This is a genomic window from Streptomyces sp. CA-106110 (genome assembly GCF_050936285.1).
Classification (GTDB): Bacteria; Actinomycetota; Actinomycetes; order Streptomycetales; family Streptomycetaceae; genus Streptomyces.
The window spans coordinates 918,020-932,983 of sequence record NZ_JBNJNB010000002.1; the positions used below are offsets into that span (position 1 = coordinate 918,020).

Below are 14,964 nucleotides of genomic sequence, written 5' to 3' on the forward strand. Positions count from 1 at the left end.
GGTCACCATCAACAGAGCGTCTCTGATTGGCTTAGCGAGCCTGAGCGTTGCTCAGCCTTGGGAGCCAATCGCCTTCGTGCCCTGGTACTGAACGACAGGAGCCGCCAGCCCGCGTGGCACGTCCCTGCGGACGCTGGTCGACCGGACCGCACGACCCGACCGAGGAGAGTGCCCGACGTCGCCTGGGCGCCGGGCGTGCGCGTAGCACTCTGCCACAGGTTCACTACGCTTCGCTCATCCAACTGGCGAGCCTGCGTATCCGCGGGTTCGGGCCGCTGGTCGCGGTGGAGAAGCCGTCCACATCCACCGCCGCACGTTCGACCAGCTCCTCGATCTGCCGCTAAGTAATTGCTGAAGCAAACATCTGCACTATTACGGAAGTACGGAAGTAACGATGACCACGATGACCGGCAGACCCCAAACCACCGAGACAGCACCTCCAACGCCCGCCAACCCGTTTGAACGTCTGGACGATGCGCCGCAGGAACAGCAACGTCGCATCATCGGCTACCTCGACACTGTCGCCGCGCATCCCGAGATACAGCGAATGCGGTCTGCGGCCTTCGAGCTGTTCGCACCCACAGCGGGCGAACGGCTCCTTGACGTCGGGTGCGGCGCCGGGGAAGTATCCCGACAACTCGCTGCACGGGTAGGCACGACAGGCTCCGTAACTGCCGTCGACCGCTCCGCCGAGGCCATCTCCGTCGCCCAGTCGAGGCACGACGGCAGCTCAGTCACCTACATGGTCGGCGACATCACCGCCCTCGACTTCCCCGACGGCCACTTCGACGGAGTCCGGTGCGAGCGGGTACTGCAGCACCTGCCAGATCCCGATCGCGCGATCAAGGAAATGATCCGCGTCACCCGGCCCGGCGGCCGTGTGTGCGTGATCGACACCGACTGGACATCCTCCGTCGGGGACGGCTTCGACCACCTGGCCGAAGTCCTGGAACGATTCCCCTTTCCGCACCCTTCGGCCGGCCGCACCGCCCGGGCACGCATGGTCAAGGCGGACCTCCCGGTCACCACCGCCCTCCCGGTGACGCTCCGGTTCACGACGCCCGATGATGCAGCCGTCGTCGTACCGCTCTTCGATGAAACACCACTGCGAACCTGCGTACAGCCGGAACTGGTGGAACCCTTCCTCGACTCCGTCCGCCAATCCGCCGAGCGCGGCGACTTCCTGTTCGCCTTCACCATGTGGATCTCCCTCGGGCGCGTGGAAACGGTATGAAGACGCACCTGCGGGACGCTTGAGATCCTTCTGCCGACGTGACTGGCGGTGGGATCTCGGGCCACGGACGCCGGGCTGCCCCGTTAGGAGCGGTCGTCAAAGTGCCGAACCTGTGCCGTTCAGAAATGCGTCGCTGCAGGCTCTGGTGGCGCTCAGGGCCGCCTGGGACGATGCCGCGGGTGATTGTCTCGCTGGTCTATCGGGTGACGAGGAAGCTGTGTCGGTCTCGGTGTTGCTGCTGCGCCGGCAGGTGGCCAAGGACGCCGAACTTCTTGTCCTGCGGCACGAGAACGCGGTGCTGCGTAGGCAACTCGCAGGTCCGGTGCGCTACGAGTCAGCGGTGCGGGTGCCGATAATTCATCCATCCAGGTCACGGGCTTGATCACCGAGCAGGGGTTGGGAGCTGTTCGGTTTCGGATGTGCAGGAGTGTGCGTGAGTGTGTACTGGTTCGTGGTGTTGCAGCGCGCGCACGACGCTGGCGGGCACTGAATGTCAGTGTCGGCCGGTAGCGTTCTTCCTGTTGCTGATCAAGCGTTGTGGAGGGGGCACATCGATGCGAGGTGAGTCGCTGCGCACGATCGTTGCCCCCTTCGTGGCCCTCGGCCCGGCCGGCGTGGCGATCCGCACCCGCATCAAGGGCCTCACAGCGGACGATGACACGGTGTTACGTCTGGTCGGCGCGCATCTGGGCTCGCTGGCCTCGAAGGATCTCAAACGCCGGTGTGCTGAGGGTCTGGAGCACTCCGCGGATACGTGGGCGCAGCGCAAGCGGGCCCTGACCGACGAGTCGTCCTCGCGGTGGGCTGGTTCGATCACGAAGGCCACCCACGATCAGTGGGCGCTTGCGCGGCGTGCCCAACTCGCGCACATCCACAGCCTTGAGGCCGGCATCAAGACGATCGCCCACCGGTTGTCGCTGCCGGTGGGTGAGAAGGGCTCGAAGCGGGCGCCGGGCGGATACCGCACCCGGCAGGAGTGGTTCCAAAAGTCCCGGCGACTGCGTCTGCTGGAGGACCGGCTGGAGCGGGAGCGGGCCGATCACGACAGGGGGCGGGTGCGGGTGGTGCGGGGCGGCAAGCGCCTGCTCAAGACCCGACACCACCTCGAGGCGGCGCAGCTCACCGAGCACGCGTGGCGGCGGCGTTGGGAAGCATCGCGCTGGTTCCTGCGGGCGGACGGCGAGTCGGGCAAGCGGTTGGGGAACGAGACGATCCGCGTCACCCCGGACGGCACGGTGAGCATCAAGCTCCCCGTCCCGCTCGCCCACCTGGCGAACGCCCCGCACGGCCGGTACGTCCTGGCCTCAGCCGTAGTCTTCCACCACCGGCGCGAGCAATGGGCCGACCGCATCACCACAAACCGGGCCGTGGCCTACCGCATCCACTACGACATGGGCCGCTCCCGCTGGTACCTCACCGCCTCCTGGACCATCCCGCCGGTCAAGACCGTCCCCCTGTCCCAGGCCCGCGCAGGCGGTCTGATCGGTGTCGATACGAACGCCGACCATCTGGCCGCCTGGCGGCTGGACGAGCACGGCAATCCCTGCGGCCGGCCGCGCCGGTTCTTCTACGACCTGTCCGGCACCGCGAACCATCGTGATGCCCAGGTACGGCATGCACTGATCCGGCTCCTGCACTGGGCCGAACGCCACGGCCTGTCGATTGCGATCGAAGACCTCGACTTCAGCGCGGAGAAAGCCCGGGAGAGGGACGGGCTCAGGAAGCGGTTCAGGCAGGTGATCTCCGGCATGCCCGTGTCCAGGCTGCGGGCCCGGCTCGTCAGCATGGCGGCCGAACTCGGCATCACCATCATCGCCGTCGACCCCGCCTACACCAGCAGGTGGGGCGCCCAGCACTGGCAAAAACCCCTTTCCGGCAAGAACCGCAAGACCACCCGTCACGATGCCGCGAGCATCGCGATCGGCAGGCGCGCCCTCGGGCACCGCATCCGGCGACGGACGGCACCGCCCCCACACGACCAGAGCGATCGTGTGCGGCATCGGACCGCCCAGGCCGGACACGGCACCCCAGGGCGTGAGGAAACCCGCCCCCGCATCCCCGGACCACGGACACGATCCGTGTCGCCGGACGCGGCGCGAACGCGGGCGACCAGTGCATCCAAAACCGTTCGGGATGCGCCAGCTGACCAGGATTGGGTACACGACTCACTCCTGCACACTGACTGACTAGGAACGGTCCTTGTGTGGTCTCACTGCCCGTGCCGCGGCTGTATCGGCACCCGTGCTGCCATCGACCTCAATACGACACCATTCCAGCGCATTAGAATGCTATCATTTTGGGTGTCGCTGTACCCGGCGGGAGGAGCTCTCGATGTCGCGCACCATGATCGACCTCGACGATGAGATGGTGGAGCACGCCATGCGACTGTACGGCGTGAAGACCAAGGCCAAGGCCGTGCGCATGGCCATGGAGGAGGCCGTCAAGCGTCGCCTGCGGCAGGAGGGCATCGACGCGATCAAGTCCGGCGACCTGGACCTGACCTACGACAGTCGGGCAGAGCCTGGCAGCAGGGACGCGGCGTGAGTGAGCGCTTCCTGATTGACAACTCCGCCCTCCAACGCTGGCGCCAGCCAGGGGTGGCGGAGGTCCTCGATCCGCTCCACGAGGAGGGCGTCCTGGCCGTGTGTGGACCGGTGGAGATGGAGGTGATGTACTCCGCGCGCAACGACAACGACGCGAAGCGCCTGCACTGGTTCCTGTCTGGCTTCGACTACCTGCCGGTGCCCGACGAGGTGTGGGATCGGGCCAAGGACGTTCAGCGACAGGCCATCGCCAAGGGCAACCACCGCGCGCTGTCCATGCCGGACCTGCTGATCGCCGCGGCGGCCGAACGGCACGGTGCCACCGTCCTGCACTACGACCAGGACTACGACATGATCGCCGCGATCACGGGCCAGACAATGAAGTGGGTCGTGGCGGCGGGCACAGCCGACCGCTGACTGTGGGGCGCCCCGAAGTTTCCGGACAGGGACCCAATAGGGTTGCCCTGAACAGGAAACGAGGAAATGGAAGTGGCGCCACCGAGCAAGTACTCACCGGAGTTCCGCGAGGAAGCCGTCCAGATCGCACTCCGGTCCGCAAGACCATCTCCGAGACAGCTCGCGAGCTTGAGTTGAACCCGGAGACACTCCGATTCTGAGTGAAGAAGCAGCATGAGCCGCCTGTCGACGCCGAGCTGACGGTGCCCGACCCTGGTGGTTAATTGGCGCAGCGTCACGGCCGCGGTTGCGGAGGCGCTGAAACTTGTCCGGTTTGCCTGCAATGAGGGCGCGTCTGCAACTGGCGGTCTTCGGCGTTTGACCACGCTGAGTAATTAACCACCAGGATCGTGCCCTTGCCGAATACCTCATCCATGCAGGTGAGAATGGGTTTGGGTGTCGGCCAGTGGTTGCCCGAGCCGGCACTCTCGCACGGTCGGTGGTGGTCGCGGCATGATGATCGGTCGTGCTGCTGAGACTGGCGTACCTGGGTAGGACGAACACGTTCGCGATGCTGCGGCTGCTGCCGATGAGCGGCCGCGAGAAGAATGTAGAAATCCTGACCCTGCGCCATCAGATTGCAGTCCTGGAACGGCAGTTGAACGGGCAGCGGGTCCGGTTCCACGCGAGCGACCGGGCGTTCCTGGCCGCGTTGCTCCAGGGCCTGCCGCGGGAGGTCCTGCGCCGGATGCGACTGCTGGTGCGGCCGGACACGCTGCTGCGCTGGCACCGTAACCTCATCGCCGGCCGGCACGCCGCCCAGTCCCGGCCAAAGCGCGGGGGCCGGCCGCGCACTGTGCGCTCGATCCGAGCGCTGGTGCTGCGCCTAGTACTCCAGCAGCGTTTCGCTATCTGGCCTGGTCAGAGGCGTCGTCCGGAGTGTAGTTGGCTGATGTCGGGTCAGGGGCGGTCTTGCCGGACCGCCCCTCCATCGAGTGGAGGCGTCGCCGGTAGTGGCAGTGGCGAGCGACGGCTTGGCGTCTGCGGCGCCAGTGTGACCAGTTCAGCAGCTGCGCGCGAACCGGCCAGCCGGCTCGATGGTTCGAGGCGAGGCGAAACGCCAGGAGTCTGCGGACTTCTGCCACGGTGAGCGGAGCCAAGGCGCCGGAAGCGTTTCTGCATCCCCCTGGCCGCTGGTCGTGGACGTCCTGGGAGCGGAACGCATGGACCAGCTCGGGGACATCAGCCTCCGCCTCCTGGACGCCATGGGCGCCACCCCGCACCTGCGCCCGGATCTCCGCCCGGAATCGGAGAGAGGCAAGAAGGCCCGGTCCGTCCGCCGTACCGGATGACGAAATGCACCCGGCCCCTACTGCCGTGGCGCGGGCAGGCAGGGCCGGGTACTCCAGGGTGTCGCCGGGGCGGTCAGGCGGACTTGAGCCGTGCGGCGATCTGCACGACGCGCTCGGCCTGGATCCGGGCGGCGGTGCGGGTGATGTCGTCGACGGGGTTGTTGAGCTGGCCGTCCACGTGCGAGGTGCCGTACGGGTTGCCGTCCACGAACTTGGCCGGGTCGGTGAACCCGGGCGACGCGATGATGCCGCCGAAGTGGTGGACGGAGTTGTAGAGCGCCAGCAGGGTGGACTCCTGGCCGGCGTGCGCGGTCGCTGTGGAGACGAAGCCGCTGTAGACCTTGTTGGCCAGCTTGCCCTCGGCCCACAGGCCACCCAGGGTGTCGATGAACTGCTTCAGCTGCGAGGAGACGTTGCCGAAGCGGGTCGGAGTACCGAAGATCACGGCGTCGGCCCACTCGACGTCGGCGGGGGTCGCGACGGGGACGTCCGCGGTGGCGGCGTGGTTGGCGGCCCAGGCCGGGTTGGAGTCGATGGCGGCCTGCGGGGCCAGTTCGGCGGCCTTGAGCAGCCGAACCTCGGCGCCGGCCTTGAGACCGGCGTTGCGCAGTTCCTCGGCGACCTCGGTGATGGTGCCGGTCGAGGAGTAGTAGACGATTGCGAGCTTCACGGGGGTGGCCACAGGGCTCTCCGATTCGTTGTGCAGGTGCTTGGAGCAGTTGGCGGCGAGCGATTGCAGTCAACATAGACGACCGGTCTAGTAGTCGTCAAAGGTCTGCGCCGGGTGCGAACCGGGCTTCGGCGACAGCCGTCTACACAGTCGAAGCCGTCTCGACGCGGGCCGGAACTCCGCCCGGCGCCCCGCAGCCTCCACCGACAAGCCACAATGAGAAGAGAAGCACCAGGCTCACTGCGACCGCCCGCCGCGGACTGATGACCGGCATGCTGGCCGTTGCACCTGACACTGGCCGCGTGCGGCTACGGCGGCACGGCGTCGGCCGCGCAGCCCGGCGGCGGCACGACCGCGGACCGGACGCGCCGGCGGGCAGTGCCGGTTCGTCCACATCGAAGGGCTCGGGGGATGCGGCCGGTATCCCGGGGATGTGCCACCAGTCGGCTGCACATCACCGCGGCGAACTTCGACAGCGGTGCGGGCCACATCGGTTTCCAGCTTGTCTTCGAGAACACCGGCACGGCCCCCTACACCCTGACCGGGCACCCGGGCGTCTCGTTCGCCGACACGCACGGCACCCAGCTCGGCAAGGCGCCAGCCGCACGCTGCCCGGGGACGCCTCCCGGATCGTCACGCTGATCCCGAACGCCCATCCCTGCGCCGAAGTGCAGGCCTTGAAGGCTCCCCTCCCTGAAGGGAGGGGATTCTCCACCCTCCAGGGTTGCGTGGGGATTCACGGCTCAGGCCGCCTCTTGGTCCAGCGGACCAGGAGGTCTTACGCCCTCGGCACCGTCCGGGTTCCAACCTGCCCGGACCAGCATCACGCGGGCGGAGTTCTTGTCCCTGGGCGAGACGGCTCCGCACACGGTGCAGGCATAGGTTCTCATCGAGAGAGGGAGTGCGTGCTTGGTTCTCGCCCCGCACGTTGCGCAGTCCATCGTGGTGTGCGCCGGGTGCACGAGGCGGACGTCCCGTGCGTGCTTGCGCCCCATCTCGACCAGAGCGCGTTTGGTGGCGGCGATGGCGGCATCGGCTGCCTTGCGGGCCATCGTGGTTTTCGCGAGGAACTTCGGGCGGAAGTCCTCCACCGCCACCCCGTCATGATCACGCATCACGGACTTGGCCCACTTGCGGCCGGTGTCCTCCCGCTGCCGCGCGACCTTCTTGTGCAGCTTCGCGGCCTGTGCCTGCGCCTTCCGGTAGCCCTTGGATGCGGGCCGGCCCTTCGGACGCCGGCACCGGGCCATCATCCGCTGATAGCGGGCGAGCCCCTGCGCGGCCCGCTTGCCGTGCTCGGCATGCGGGAGATCGTAGGCGCCATCCGTGGTGGTGGCCGTCTCCTTCACACCCCAGTCCACCCCGAGCACCCGCCCCGTGAGGGCAAGCGGTTCGCTCGGCGCGGGGGCGACGAAGGACACATACCAGTGCCCGAGCGTGTCCTGGTACACGCGCACACTCGACGGCTCGGCCGGAAGAGCCCGCGACCACACCACGCTCACCACGATCTGGCCCGCAAGGTGCAGACGACCCTCCTTCAGACGGAAACCCCGCCGGGTGTAGTTCAGGCTCGGCCTGGCCTCCCGCTTCTTCTTCCAGCCGGGCATCCCGGCCCGGCGGTGCTGCGCAAGCCCGTCCTTGACGTCCTTCAACGCCTTCGCCCGCGACTTGGCGAAGTCCCGAATCACCTGCTGCTGCGGCACCGAGGCACCCTCGGCCAGCCACGGCATCACCCGACGCGCCTCGGTCAGCATCCTGTCCAACTGCGCCGGACCACACGTCAGCTTCTCGCCGGACTCCTTGGCTCGCTGGTGGACCTGCTTGGACTTGGCGACGCATTCATTCCAGAGCCACCGGCAGCGGTCCCACTCCGCTTCAAGTGCGCGCCGCGCGGTAGCCGACAGGCGCACACGAAAGGAGTACCGGGCATGCCCGGCCCCCTCCGTGGTCGCTTCTGTCGTCATGCATCCGAACCTACCTGGGAGGACTGACAGTTGAGACCCCCTTGATCGCCACGGGCTCGCTCACCTCGTCGCGGGTGGACGGTCTTTCGCCCTGGAGGCGAAACCCCTATTTCCTGTCCTGCTCCGCAGGAGACCGATTCCTCCCCCGCCTGAAGGCCGGGGCATCCTCGGAGGAACCCGGTGAACGGCCAGGGCGGATACACGCCCGAAGAGTCCCGTCTCACTACGGTGCCGGCCCTGCGCATCTACCCGCCGAGCCAGAAGGCGTCGGCGGACATCGCGTGGAACAAGCACGAGTGCGTCGGCCCCCACCATGCAGAACCTGCAGGTCGGCCCGGTGCCCGGCAACAGGTAGCAGCAGGCAGCCCGGTCGCGGCGGGGGCGCGGGGCCGTGCGCCCCTGCCCCGCTCTGCGGGAGGACGTCGGACGTCCGCGGCTCAGCCCGGATCCACCGGCTTGATTCCCGGTTGATCGTTTCGGGGTCGCGCAGGCCGTGTCGGGGCTGGGTTGGGGATTTGGGCATGGGGTGGTCGCGGATGGTGGCGGTGGTCGCCTGGCATGGAACGCGGAGGCCAGGGCGTCGGCGGCGCGGGTCAGATTGTGTGCCAGGGCCGACAGGGCGAGCCACGCGGCATTGGCCTGGAGTTTCGCGAACAGCTCGCGGAGCTTGGGTTCGGTGTTGGGCAGGCGCTTGTCGAAGGCTTTCTTCCCGGCCGGGGTGACGGCGGTGGCGTGGTGTTCGCCCTTGCCGACGTCCAGGCCGAGGAAGACGTCGATGTCGCCGGTGTCGATCACGTGCAGGCCCCTCCGCTCACGCTTTCGTCCGGCCTTGCCAGGGCACTGAGCTGCCACATCCACGTTACGGAGAGCTCTTCCGGCTCGGGTGAAGCCGGTGCTCAAGCCCCTCATCAGCGGTCCGTCGATGCCTTCGGACCCGGTGACACCACCCCCCGGATCATCAACAACAGGAGGGGGAAGTCATGCTGGACCCGAAGGCCGGAGACCCCGTTGCGGAGCCACGAAGTAGGTAACGGGGGACGCGCGCCCGAACGCGCGGGTCAGGCGACGCGGCCTGCCGGGCCCGGATCGTTGGGGTGCGGCTGCACGGCGGTGATCACCGAGACCATCCAGGGCCACAGCGGCAGGGTGCCGAGCACCTTCTCGTGCAGTTCCTGCTCGCCCGCGGCGCGCCACAAGCCGATGCTGCGCAGTTCGCCCACCGGGCGCCACAGCCTGACCAGGTGGCCGGCGGCGGCCAGTTCCCCGGCCCGGACGGCTTCGGCGGCACGGCGGCGGTCGACCTCGACCTGCGGGGTGTCCTCGGGGACGACAGTGGTGAGCTCGACCAGGAACTCCTTCATGACCTCTCCAATCTGCGGTGCTGCTGGGGCACTTGAGCGGCGTGGGCCCGTCAGTCGTCGGCGGCGACCCGGGAGACGTGGTACTGGCGGATCCGCCAGCCGTCGCCGTCGTGCAGAAGGACCAGCGACAGGTGCACGGACACCGCCCAGCCGTCTGGGTCGCGGAACGTGACGTCGGCGAAGCCGCCGGCCACGTCCTCGCCGATCCGGTAGCCCTGGACGTCCGCGACGTGGGCGCTACGCTCGGCCGACACGGCCTCGTAGTAGGCGCGTACGGCCTCCCGGCCGGAGATGACCACGGGCCCGAATCCCTGGAAGAGGGCGTCGGGGGTGAACAGGTCGGCCATGGCGGCCGACTGGTGGCCGTCGAAGGCGGCCTTCCAGCGGCCCAGCACCTCATGCATGGGATGGTTCGATGCGTCTGCACTCATGGTGATCAGCTCTCCTGGGGATGGGGTGCGCCGGAGGCGAAGGCGGCGCTGTGAAGGGAGTTGGCAGGGCCCGGCCCCGTCCGCTGACTCGGCGGCGGGCTGCCGGGGGCTGTCGCGGTTCCGTCCGGCAGAGTGGCCGCAGTGCGGAGTTCCGAATCCTAGCCGACCGGTCTAGTAAATGATAGCCGAGCGGTCGTATACTGCCCTCATGGGGCGCACCAGTGATGCCAAGGAGAAGATCATCAGTGCCGCGGAGTCGCTCATCGAGCTCCACGGCTATTCGGCGTTGGGCGTGGCCGAGATCTGCAAGGCGGCCGGAGTGCCCAAGGGCAGTTTCTATTACTTCTTCGAGTCCAAGGAGGCGCTCGCGCTGGCCGTGATCGACCAGCACTGGGCGGTCGAGCGCCGCGGGTGGACCGGCGTGCTGAACAGCGACGCGGAGCCGCTGGAGCGGCTGCGCCGACTATTCGAGCTGACGGAGGCGGCCCAGCTGACCGGCCAGCGGAACTGCGGAACCGTCTCGGGCTGCATGTTCGGGAACCTCACCCTGGAGATGAGCAACCAGACCGAGGCCATCCGCGCGCGCCTGCAGGGCATCTTCGACGCCCAGGTCGACATGGTCGGCTCCCTCATCGGCGAGGCCCGCGAACGCGGCGAGGTCGTCGTCAGCGACACCCATCAGGCCGCCCGGTCGATCGTCGCCCAGCTCGAGGGTCAGGTGCTCTTCGCCAAGCTCTACAACAACACGTCTCTGGCCGACACCTTGTGGACGAGCGCCCTGTCCCTGCTGGGCGCCCGCGCACCGCAGACGGCTGCCGAGGCCTGAGAACCGCGGGCGGTTCCGCCCGCGCAGGAGAGACACACATCCATGATTCCCGCATTCGCCGCTCTCGGGGTGAGCACGCCCGTTCTCACCCCGCCGATGGCCGGCGGCGCTGGTGACCGCGGCCGCCCGGGCCAGCGGCCTCGGATTCCTCGCCGGCGGGTCCCGCACGCCGCGTGCACCTGCCCCCGCAGACCATTCACCGGAATACCGCCTGTGAGGTCTCACATCAGTTGCGGTAACGGCTGAGCTCTGACCTGCTGCGCCGCAGATTGAGTGCGACGGCCGTCTGGCCTTGGTTCGGCGCTTCTGCAGGGTGTAACCAGGGGCACCGCGTCTTGAGTGAGACTGCCGCAGTTGCTGTGAGAATCCCTATGCCGCTCGCGGAACTGGCGCCGTCCACGAAGAAACGGCTGGCCCGGAGAGCGGTGATCCGGACCGCCGACCTGTGCCGCTCGAAAAGTCATCGTCGCTGGTCAAGCGATGTAGCGGTACTCATTGATCACGCCGCCGAGGATCCGGATCCGCAGCACTCGGCGGGTGTTGAGATGGTGCACTGCGGTGGTGGCCTGTTCCTTGGCGTCAGGCGGTAGTTGGCGACGGTGCGGGTGCCGAAAAGTCATCCGGCCTGCTCACGCCGCATGTTGGTACTCGCGAAGGGCTCCCCCGAGCCGATCTCGTCGACGGATCTCCAGGTGTCTGATCTGCCCTGGTTCGGAAATCGGTGCGGGCAAGGGGCGGAGTGGGGCGGCTTGATTCAGGGCTCGGTGCGGCCGGTGCCCGTTGTAGTACAACTCGAATTCGCGTAGGGCATGGAGCAGATGGCGCTGGCCCCAGATGAGGGTGCGGTCCAGCAGCTCACGCCGGCAGTTCTGTATCCAGCGCTCCATCACGGAGTTCATCCGCGGTATCCGGATGCCGCTGGTGACGATCTCCAGCCCGGCATCGGTCAGCACAGCGTCGAAGGCTCACCAGCTGGATTGGCGAAGCGTAGTGAACCTGTGGCAGGGTGCTGCGCGCACGCCCGGCGCCCAGGCGACGTCGGGCACCCTCCTCGGTCGGGTCTTGCGGCCCGGTCGACCAGCGTCCGGAGGGACGTGCCACGCGGGCTGGCGGCTCCTGTCGTTCAGTACCAGGGCACGAAGGCGATTGGCTCCCAAGGCTGAGTAACACTCAGACTCGCTAAGCCAATCAGAGACGCTGCCGTGAACGTGGAGTCCCGGTCGCGTATCAAGAACCTGGCCTTGCTGCCGGCGTCCTCCAAGTCCACGACGAGGTTGCGTCCGAGCTGCACGATCCAGTCCGCGGTGGGGTGTGCGGTGGCGCCCAGGATCCGGACGCGCCGGGAGGCATGCTCGATGACCGCGAAGACGTACAGGCGCGCCCCGGTCAGGGTGCGGGTCTCGAACAGGTCGCACGCGAGCAGCGCCTGGGCCTGGCTGCGCAGGAAGTCGGCCCAGGTCGTGCTCTGGCGTTCCGGCGCGGGCGGGATGCCGTGCTCTCGGAGGATCTCCCAGACGGTGGAGGCGGCGACCTTGATGCCCAGCACCGCGAGTTCACCGTGGATGCGGCGATACCCCCACGAGCCATTCTCGCGGGTCAGGCGCAGGACCAGGGCGCGGATCGAGCGGGCGGCAGGCGGGCGGCCACGTCGTTTCGGCACGCAGGTCGCGGCGTGGCATCGCTTGAGCAGGTCGCGGTGCCAGCGCACGATCGTGTCCGGGCGTACCAGCAGCAGGAGGTGCCGCAGTTTCTCCCCTCGGGAGGTGGTGGAGCGGGCCGGCGAGGACTGCGCGGTCGGTGTCGGTGAACGTGGGGCTGCCGACCTGGCGCTGCGGGACCAGTAACTGGTGTCGCAGCGCAAGGATCTCCACGTCCTTCTCTCGGTTGCTCGTCGTCAGCAGGCGCAGGAGCGTGAAGGTGTTGGTCGCGGCGAGGTAGGCCAGACGCAGCAGCACGACCGATCATGATGCCGTCCGTCCCTGCCCAGGCGAAGACAGCGGGGCGGCCGGCAGCCGCATCAGAGACGGCCGATCAAGGCCGTGACCTGGACGGATGATGTATCGGCACCCGCAGGACTCTGTCGCCCGATCCACGGATGGCGTGTGCGTGTCTTCCCGCGGGGCCTGGGGTCGAGGTTGAGGTCGGCGAAGTGGGTGCGGCGGGTGGTGCCGACGGGGCGCCCGGTGAGGTGGGCGTCGATGCGGTGGAGGTTGATCGCCGCGGCGCTGAAGACGTGGGCCAGGCCGGTCTTGGCCTGGCCTCGGTAACGGCTGCGACGGATGCCGGTGGCGCGGACGGCTTGGGAGATGGCCCCCTCGACGCCGGCGTGCTTGGCGTACCGCTGCTTCCAGGCGTCGGTGTTCTGCTCGGCGCGCTGGCGTTGGAGCAGTTCGTGCTCCTCGCGGGGGTGCAGAGTCAGTCTCCGGGTGAAGCCGTTGGTGCACGAGGTGCGGACCTTGCAGTTGCGGCAGTCCCACTCGGGGAAGATGACCACGGTGCGTGGCTGTCCGTCCATGCGGGTGCTGCCCCAGTAGCGGCTGGTGGCTCCCTTGGGGCAGATGGCGTACTGCTCGTCCCAGTGGATCTGGAAGTCGGTGAGCGCGAAGCCCGCGCTCGGTGCTGCGACGGCGGCATGGCTCGTGGTGGCATTTGCCGCCTACGCGATCACGCAAGCGGTCGGGTTCGCAAGCGACGAAGGCCCCCCACGGATGGGTAGCGAGGGCTGCCGAGAGATCACCGGTGGTGCCAGCCGTGGCATCCGTCGACCACCTACACCGGTGATCTCGAATCGGATGGGGCCTGGGTGCTGCAGCCCGCCCACCTGCCTGCCTCCGCCCGGGTCGACCGGGGCAGTCGGCGCCGGTGGCCCCGGCCCTCGCTGATGCCCGCGCGCAGGACAGTTCCAGCAGCGGTGGATCCGTGGCAGTGGGTACCCGCACGGGTGACGGGACTCCCTGAGGAGATGACTCCATGCTGTTCATCGGCCTGCTTCTCCTTGCGGGCGTCGGTGCCTTCACGGCGCTCGCCATCGCAGACAACCTCTCCGGCGGCCCCGAGTACACGGTGTCGCTGCTCGGCCACGACATCGCCACCATGAATACCCTCGAGATCTTCAGCGCCGGGCTCGCCCTGGCCCTCATCTTCTGCCTGGGACTGGCCCTCCTGACCGGCTCGGCGTCACACCGCCGGCACGCCCACGGGGGCCCACGGCGGCTCGGCACCCGGGGCATCGGCTAGCAGCAGGCCCAGTAAGGCGGTTTCGCAATGGTTCACCCAGCCGATGAGTTCGGCGCGGGCTACGCGGACCAGATCCATGCGGAGCTGTGGTGGGTACAGGCAAAGGCCCGGTTGATCTGTTCGAGTGAGCGAAGGGACTGGGCCCCACAGAATTCGCCCCGGGCGGGGATCAGTGTCTGCGGGGCGGGACGCACCGGCCCTGACAGGACGAGCAAGAGGCGGATGCGCGATAGGGCACGGCGGAAATGTGATCGCGGAATTGATGGCCGACCACCGGGAGGTCGAAGAGATCTTCGCCCGGATCCAATCCATGACCGGCCAGGGTCAGGAGCTGCGTGACGTTGTGGACGAGGTCACCATCGAGCTGGTGCGGCACTCGGTCGCCGAGGAGCAGTACCTGTACCCGGCGGTGCGCGAGCACGTCGAGGACGGCGACCGGATCGCGGACAAGGAGATCGCCGATCACAGTCGTGTCGAGAATCTCCTCAAGGAGTTGGAGAAGACGAACGCCGACGACCCCCACATGAGCCCGCTGCTGCAGCAGCTCATGGAGGAGGTGGCCGACCACGTCGAGGACGAGGAGAACAACCTCTTCCCTCTGCTGCGCCAGGCCTGTTCCTCCGAGATGGACGCCTGGGCAGTCAGGCCGGATTCACTCAGTACATGACCGACCTGCGCACCGAGCAGAAACGCAAGCGCAACCTGATGAAGATCCTGGACCAGCACCGCCTGTGAGACCAAGGCCACCCACGCACCGGCCGCCCCCACGGATGCGTAGACCCCCTCATCGAGGCGGCGCACACCTTGTGCGCGCGCCCGGCGGCCTCACGCTTCGGCGGACAATAGCCGGCCGTCCGAGAGAGCAGCAGGCAACCGCCGCACCACCTCGAATATGTCGCAGACGACATATAGCGTTGCGGTGTGGATGCGCTCTTCACCATCGAGCTCGA

General features: G+C 67.9%; 15 protein-coding genes and 4 pseudogenes. 10 read left to right on the forward strand and 9 right to left on the reverse strand.

Annotation, left to right across the window (positions count from 1 at the left end; genetic code table 11):
- Positions 1–403: 403 nt before the first annotated feature.
- The 6 genes and pseudogenes from ACQEXA_RS61800 (at position 404) to ACQEXA_RS61825 (ending at position 5,525) form a co-directional block, all read left to right on the forward strand.
- A complete protein-coding gene (locus ACQEXA_RS61800) occupies positions 404–1,234 on the forward strand; it encodes a methyltransferase domain-containing protein (protein ID WP_433135397.1) in 831 nt (276 codons plus the stop codon).
- 554 nt (positions 1,235–1,788) lie between these two features.
- Positions 1,789–3,420 (forward strand): IS200/IS605 family accessory protein TnpB-related protein, encoded by a 1,632-nt coding sequence (locus tag ACQEXA_RS61805; RefSeq protein ID WP_433135399.1) that lies wholly within the window; start codon positions 1,789–1,791, stop codon positions 3,418–3,420.
- 145 nt (positions 3,421–3,565) lie between these two features.
- Entirely contained in the window at positions 3,566–3,778 is a 213-nt protein-coding gene (locus ACQEXA_RS61810; protein WP_359412113.1) for a type II toxin-antitoxin system VapB family antitoxin, read from the forward strand.
- Positions 3,775–4,194 carry a PIN domain nuclease gene (locus tag ACQEXA_RS61815; protein ID WP_432942191.1) on the forward strand — a complete coding sequence of 140 codons (420 nt, stop codon included), beginning with the start codon at positions 3,775–3,777 and terminating at the stop codon, positions 4,192–4,194. The genes ACQEXA_RS61810 and ACQEXA_RS61815 overlap by 4 nt, the downstream gene beginning before the upstream one ends.
- Before the next feature lie 505 nt (positions 4,195–4,699).
- Positions 4,700–5,062, forward strand: a pseudogene (locus ACQEXA_RS61820) (integrase); the annotation flags it as partial.
- Between the two features lie 334 nt (positions 5,063–5,396).
- A complete protein-coding gene (locus ACQEXA_RS61825) occupies positions 5,397–5,525 on the forward strand; it encodes a hypothetical protein (protein WP_359397569.1) in 129 nt (42 codons plus the stop codon).
- A gap of 73 nt (positions 5,526–5,598) precedes the next feature.
- On the opposite strand, the gene wrbA is transcribed toward ACQEXA_RS61825, so the two are convergent.
- On the reverse strand, positions 5,599–6,207 hold the full coding sequence (wrbA, locus tag ACQEXA_RS61830; protein ID WP_432942197.1) for an NAD(P)H:quinone oxidoreductase: 609 nt from the start codon (positions 6,205–6,207) through the stop codon (positions 5,599–5,601).
- Positions 6,208–6,606: 399 nt separating this feature from the next.
- Here wrbA and ACQEXA_RS61835 point away from each other — a divergent pair, with 399 nt between their 5' ends.
- Positions 6,607–6,837: a DUF4232 domain-containing protein gene (locus ACQEXA_RS61835; RefSeq protein ID WP_432942199.1), complete on the forward strand. Its 231-nt coding sequence runs from the start codon at positions 6,607–6,609 to the stop codon at positions 6,835–6,837.
- A 101-nt stretch (positions 6,838–6,938) separates the two neighbouring features.
- On the opposite strand, the gene ACQEXA_RS61840 is transcribed toward ACQEXA_RS61835, so the two are convergent.
- The 4 genes and pseudogenes from ACQEXA_RS61840 to ACQEXA_RS61855 all read right to left on the reverse strand — a co-directional run bounded on the left by ACQEXA_RS61840 (position 6,939) and on the right by ACQEXA_RS61855 (position 9,951).
- The gene (locus tag ACQEXA_RS61840) at positions 6,939–8,159 is read right to left on the reverse strand and encodes an RNA-guided endonuclease InsQ/TnpB family protein (protein ID WP_433135401.1); all 1,221 of its coding nucleotides are present in this window, start codon (positions 8,157–8,159) and stop codon (positions 6,939–6,941) included.
- A gap of 636 nt (positions 8,160–8,795) precedes the next feature.
- Positions 8,796–8,954 (reverse strand): annotated as a pseudogene (locus ACQEXA_RS61845) (IS110 family transposase); the annotation flags it as partial.
- A 263-nt stretch (positions 8,955–9,217) separates the two neighbouring features.
- Positions 9,218–9,520 carry a muconolactone Delta-isomerase family protein gene (locus ACQEXA_RS61850; RefSeq protein ID WP_432942203.1) on the reverse strand — a complete coding sequence of 101 codons (303 nt, stop codon included), beginning with the start codon at positions 9,518–9,520 and terminating at the stop codon, positions 9,218–9,220.
- 50 nt (positions 9,521–9,570) lie between these two features.
- Positions 9,571–9,951, reverse strand: coding sequence for a YybH family protein (locus tag ACQEXA_RS61855; protein WP_432942205.1), 381 nt, complete (start codon positions 9,949–9,951; stop codon positions 9,571–9,573).
- A 208-nt stretch (positions 9,952–10,159) separates the two neighbouring features.
- Between ACQEXA_RS61855 and ACQEXA_RS61860 the strand changes: the two genes are divergently transcribed.
- Positions 10,160–10,777: a TetR/AcrR family transcriptional regulator gene (locus ACQEXA_RS61860; protein ID WP_432942207.1), complete on the forward strand. Its 618-nt coding sequence runs from the start codon at positions 10,160–10,162 to the stop codon at positions 10,775–10,777.
- Positions 10,778–11,250: 473 nt separating this feature from the next.
- Here ACQEXA_RS61860 and ACQEXA_RS61865 read toward each other — a convergent pair whose 3' ends face one another.
- The 4 genes and pseudogenes from ACQEXA_RS61865 to ACQEXA_RS61880 form a co-directional block, all read right to left on the reverse strand.
- Positions 11,251–11,397, reverse strand: coding sequence for a hypothetical protein (locus ACQEXA_RS61865; protein WP_432942209.1), 147 nt, complete (start codon positions 11,395–11,397; stop codon positions 11,251–11,253).
- 9 nt (positions 11,398–11,406) lie between these two features.
- Positions 11,407–11,742: pseudogene (locus ACQEXA_RS61870) on the reverse strand (integrase core domain-containing protein); the annotation flags it as partial.
- 230 nt (positions 11,743–11,972) lie between these two features.
- Positions 11,973–12,732 (reverse strand): annotated as a pseudogene (locus ACQEXA_RS61875) (integrase); the annotation flags it as partial.
- A 62-nt stretch (positions 12,733–12,794) separates the two neighbouring features.
- Positions 12,795–13,361 carry a transposase gene (locus ACQEXA_RS61880; protein ID WP_433135543.1) on the reverse strand — a complete coding sequence of 189 codons (567 nt, stop codon included), beginning with the start codon at positions 13,359–13,361 and terminating at the stop codon, positions 12,795–12,797.
- A gap of 386 nt (positions 13,362–13,747) precedes the next feature.
- Here ACQEXA_RS61880 and ACQEXA_RS61885 point away from each other — a divergent pair, with 386 nt between their 5' ends.
- Complete coding sequence (locus ACQEXA_RS61885) at positions 13,748–14,014, forward strand: hypothetical protein (protein ID WP_432942211.1); 267 nt, start codon at positions 13,748–13,750, stop codon at positions 14,012–14,014.
- A gap of 247 nt (positions 14,015–14,261) precedes the next feature.
- A complete protein-coding gene (locus tag ACQEXA_RS61890; protein WP_432942213.1) occupies positions 14,262–14,681 on the forward strand; it encodes a hemerythrin domain-containing protein in 420 nt (139 codons plus the stop codon).
- Positions 14,682–14,964 lie beyond the last annotated feature (283 nt).

Excerpts from the sequence above, each read along its gene's own strand:
- ACQEXA_RS61835 (WP_432942199.1), top strand. The coding sequence starts at position 6,607 with ATGCGGCCGGTATCCCGGGGATGTGCCACCAGTCGGCTGCACATCACC.
- ACQEXA_RS61810 (WP_359412113.1), top strand. The coding sequence starts at position 3,566 with ATGTCGCGCACCATGATCGACCTCGACGATGAGATGGTGGAGCACGCC.
- ACQEXA_RS61885 (WP_432942211.1), top strand. The coding sequence starts at position 13,748 with ATGCTGTTCATCGGCCTGCTTCTCCTTGCGGGCGTCGGTGCCTTCACG.
- ACQEXA_RS61805 (WP_433135399.1), top strand. The coding sequence starts at position 1,789 with ATGCGAGGTGAGTCGCTGCGCACGATCGTTGCCCCCTTCGTGGCCCTC.
- ACQEXA_RS61825 (WP_359397569.1), top strand. The coding sequence starts at position 5,397 with ATGGACCAGCTCGGGGACATCAGCCTCCGCCTCCTGGACGCCATGGGC.
- ACQEXA_RS61855 (WP_432942205.1), bottom strand. The coding sequence starts at position 9,951 with ATGAGTGCAGACGCATCGAACCATCCCATGCATGAGGTGCTGGGCCGC.
- ACQEXA_RS61840 (WP_433135401.1), bottom strand. The coding sequence starts at position 8,159 with ATGACGACAGAAGCGACCACGGAGGGGGCCGGGCATGCCCGGTACTCC.
- ACQEXA_RS61860 (WP_432942207.1), top strand. The coding sequence starts at position 10,160 with ATGGGGCGCACCAGTGATGCCAAGGAGAAGATCATCAGTGCCGCGGAG.
- ACQEXA_RS61800 (WP_433135397.1), top strand. The coding sequence starts at position 404 with ATGACCGGCAGACCCCAAACCACCGAGACAGCACCTCCAACGCCCGCC.
- ACQEXA_RS61850 (WP_432942203.1), bottom strand. The coding sequence starts at position 9,520 with ATGAAGGAGTTCCTGGTCGAGCTCACCACTGTCGTCCCCGAGGACACC.
- ACQEXA_RS61865 (WP_432942209.1), bottom strand. The coding sequence starts at position 11,397 with ATGACTTTTCGGCACCCGCACCGTCGCCAACTACCGCCTGACGCCAAG.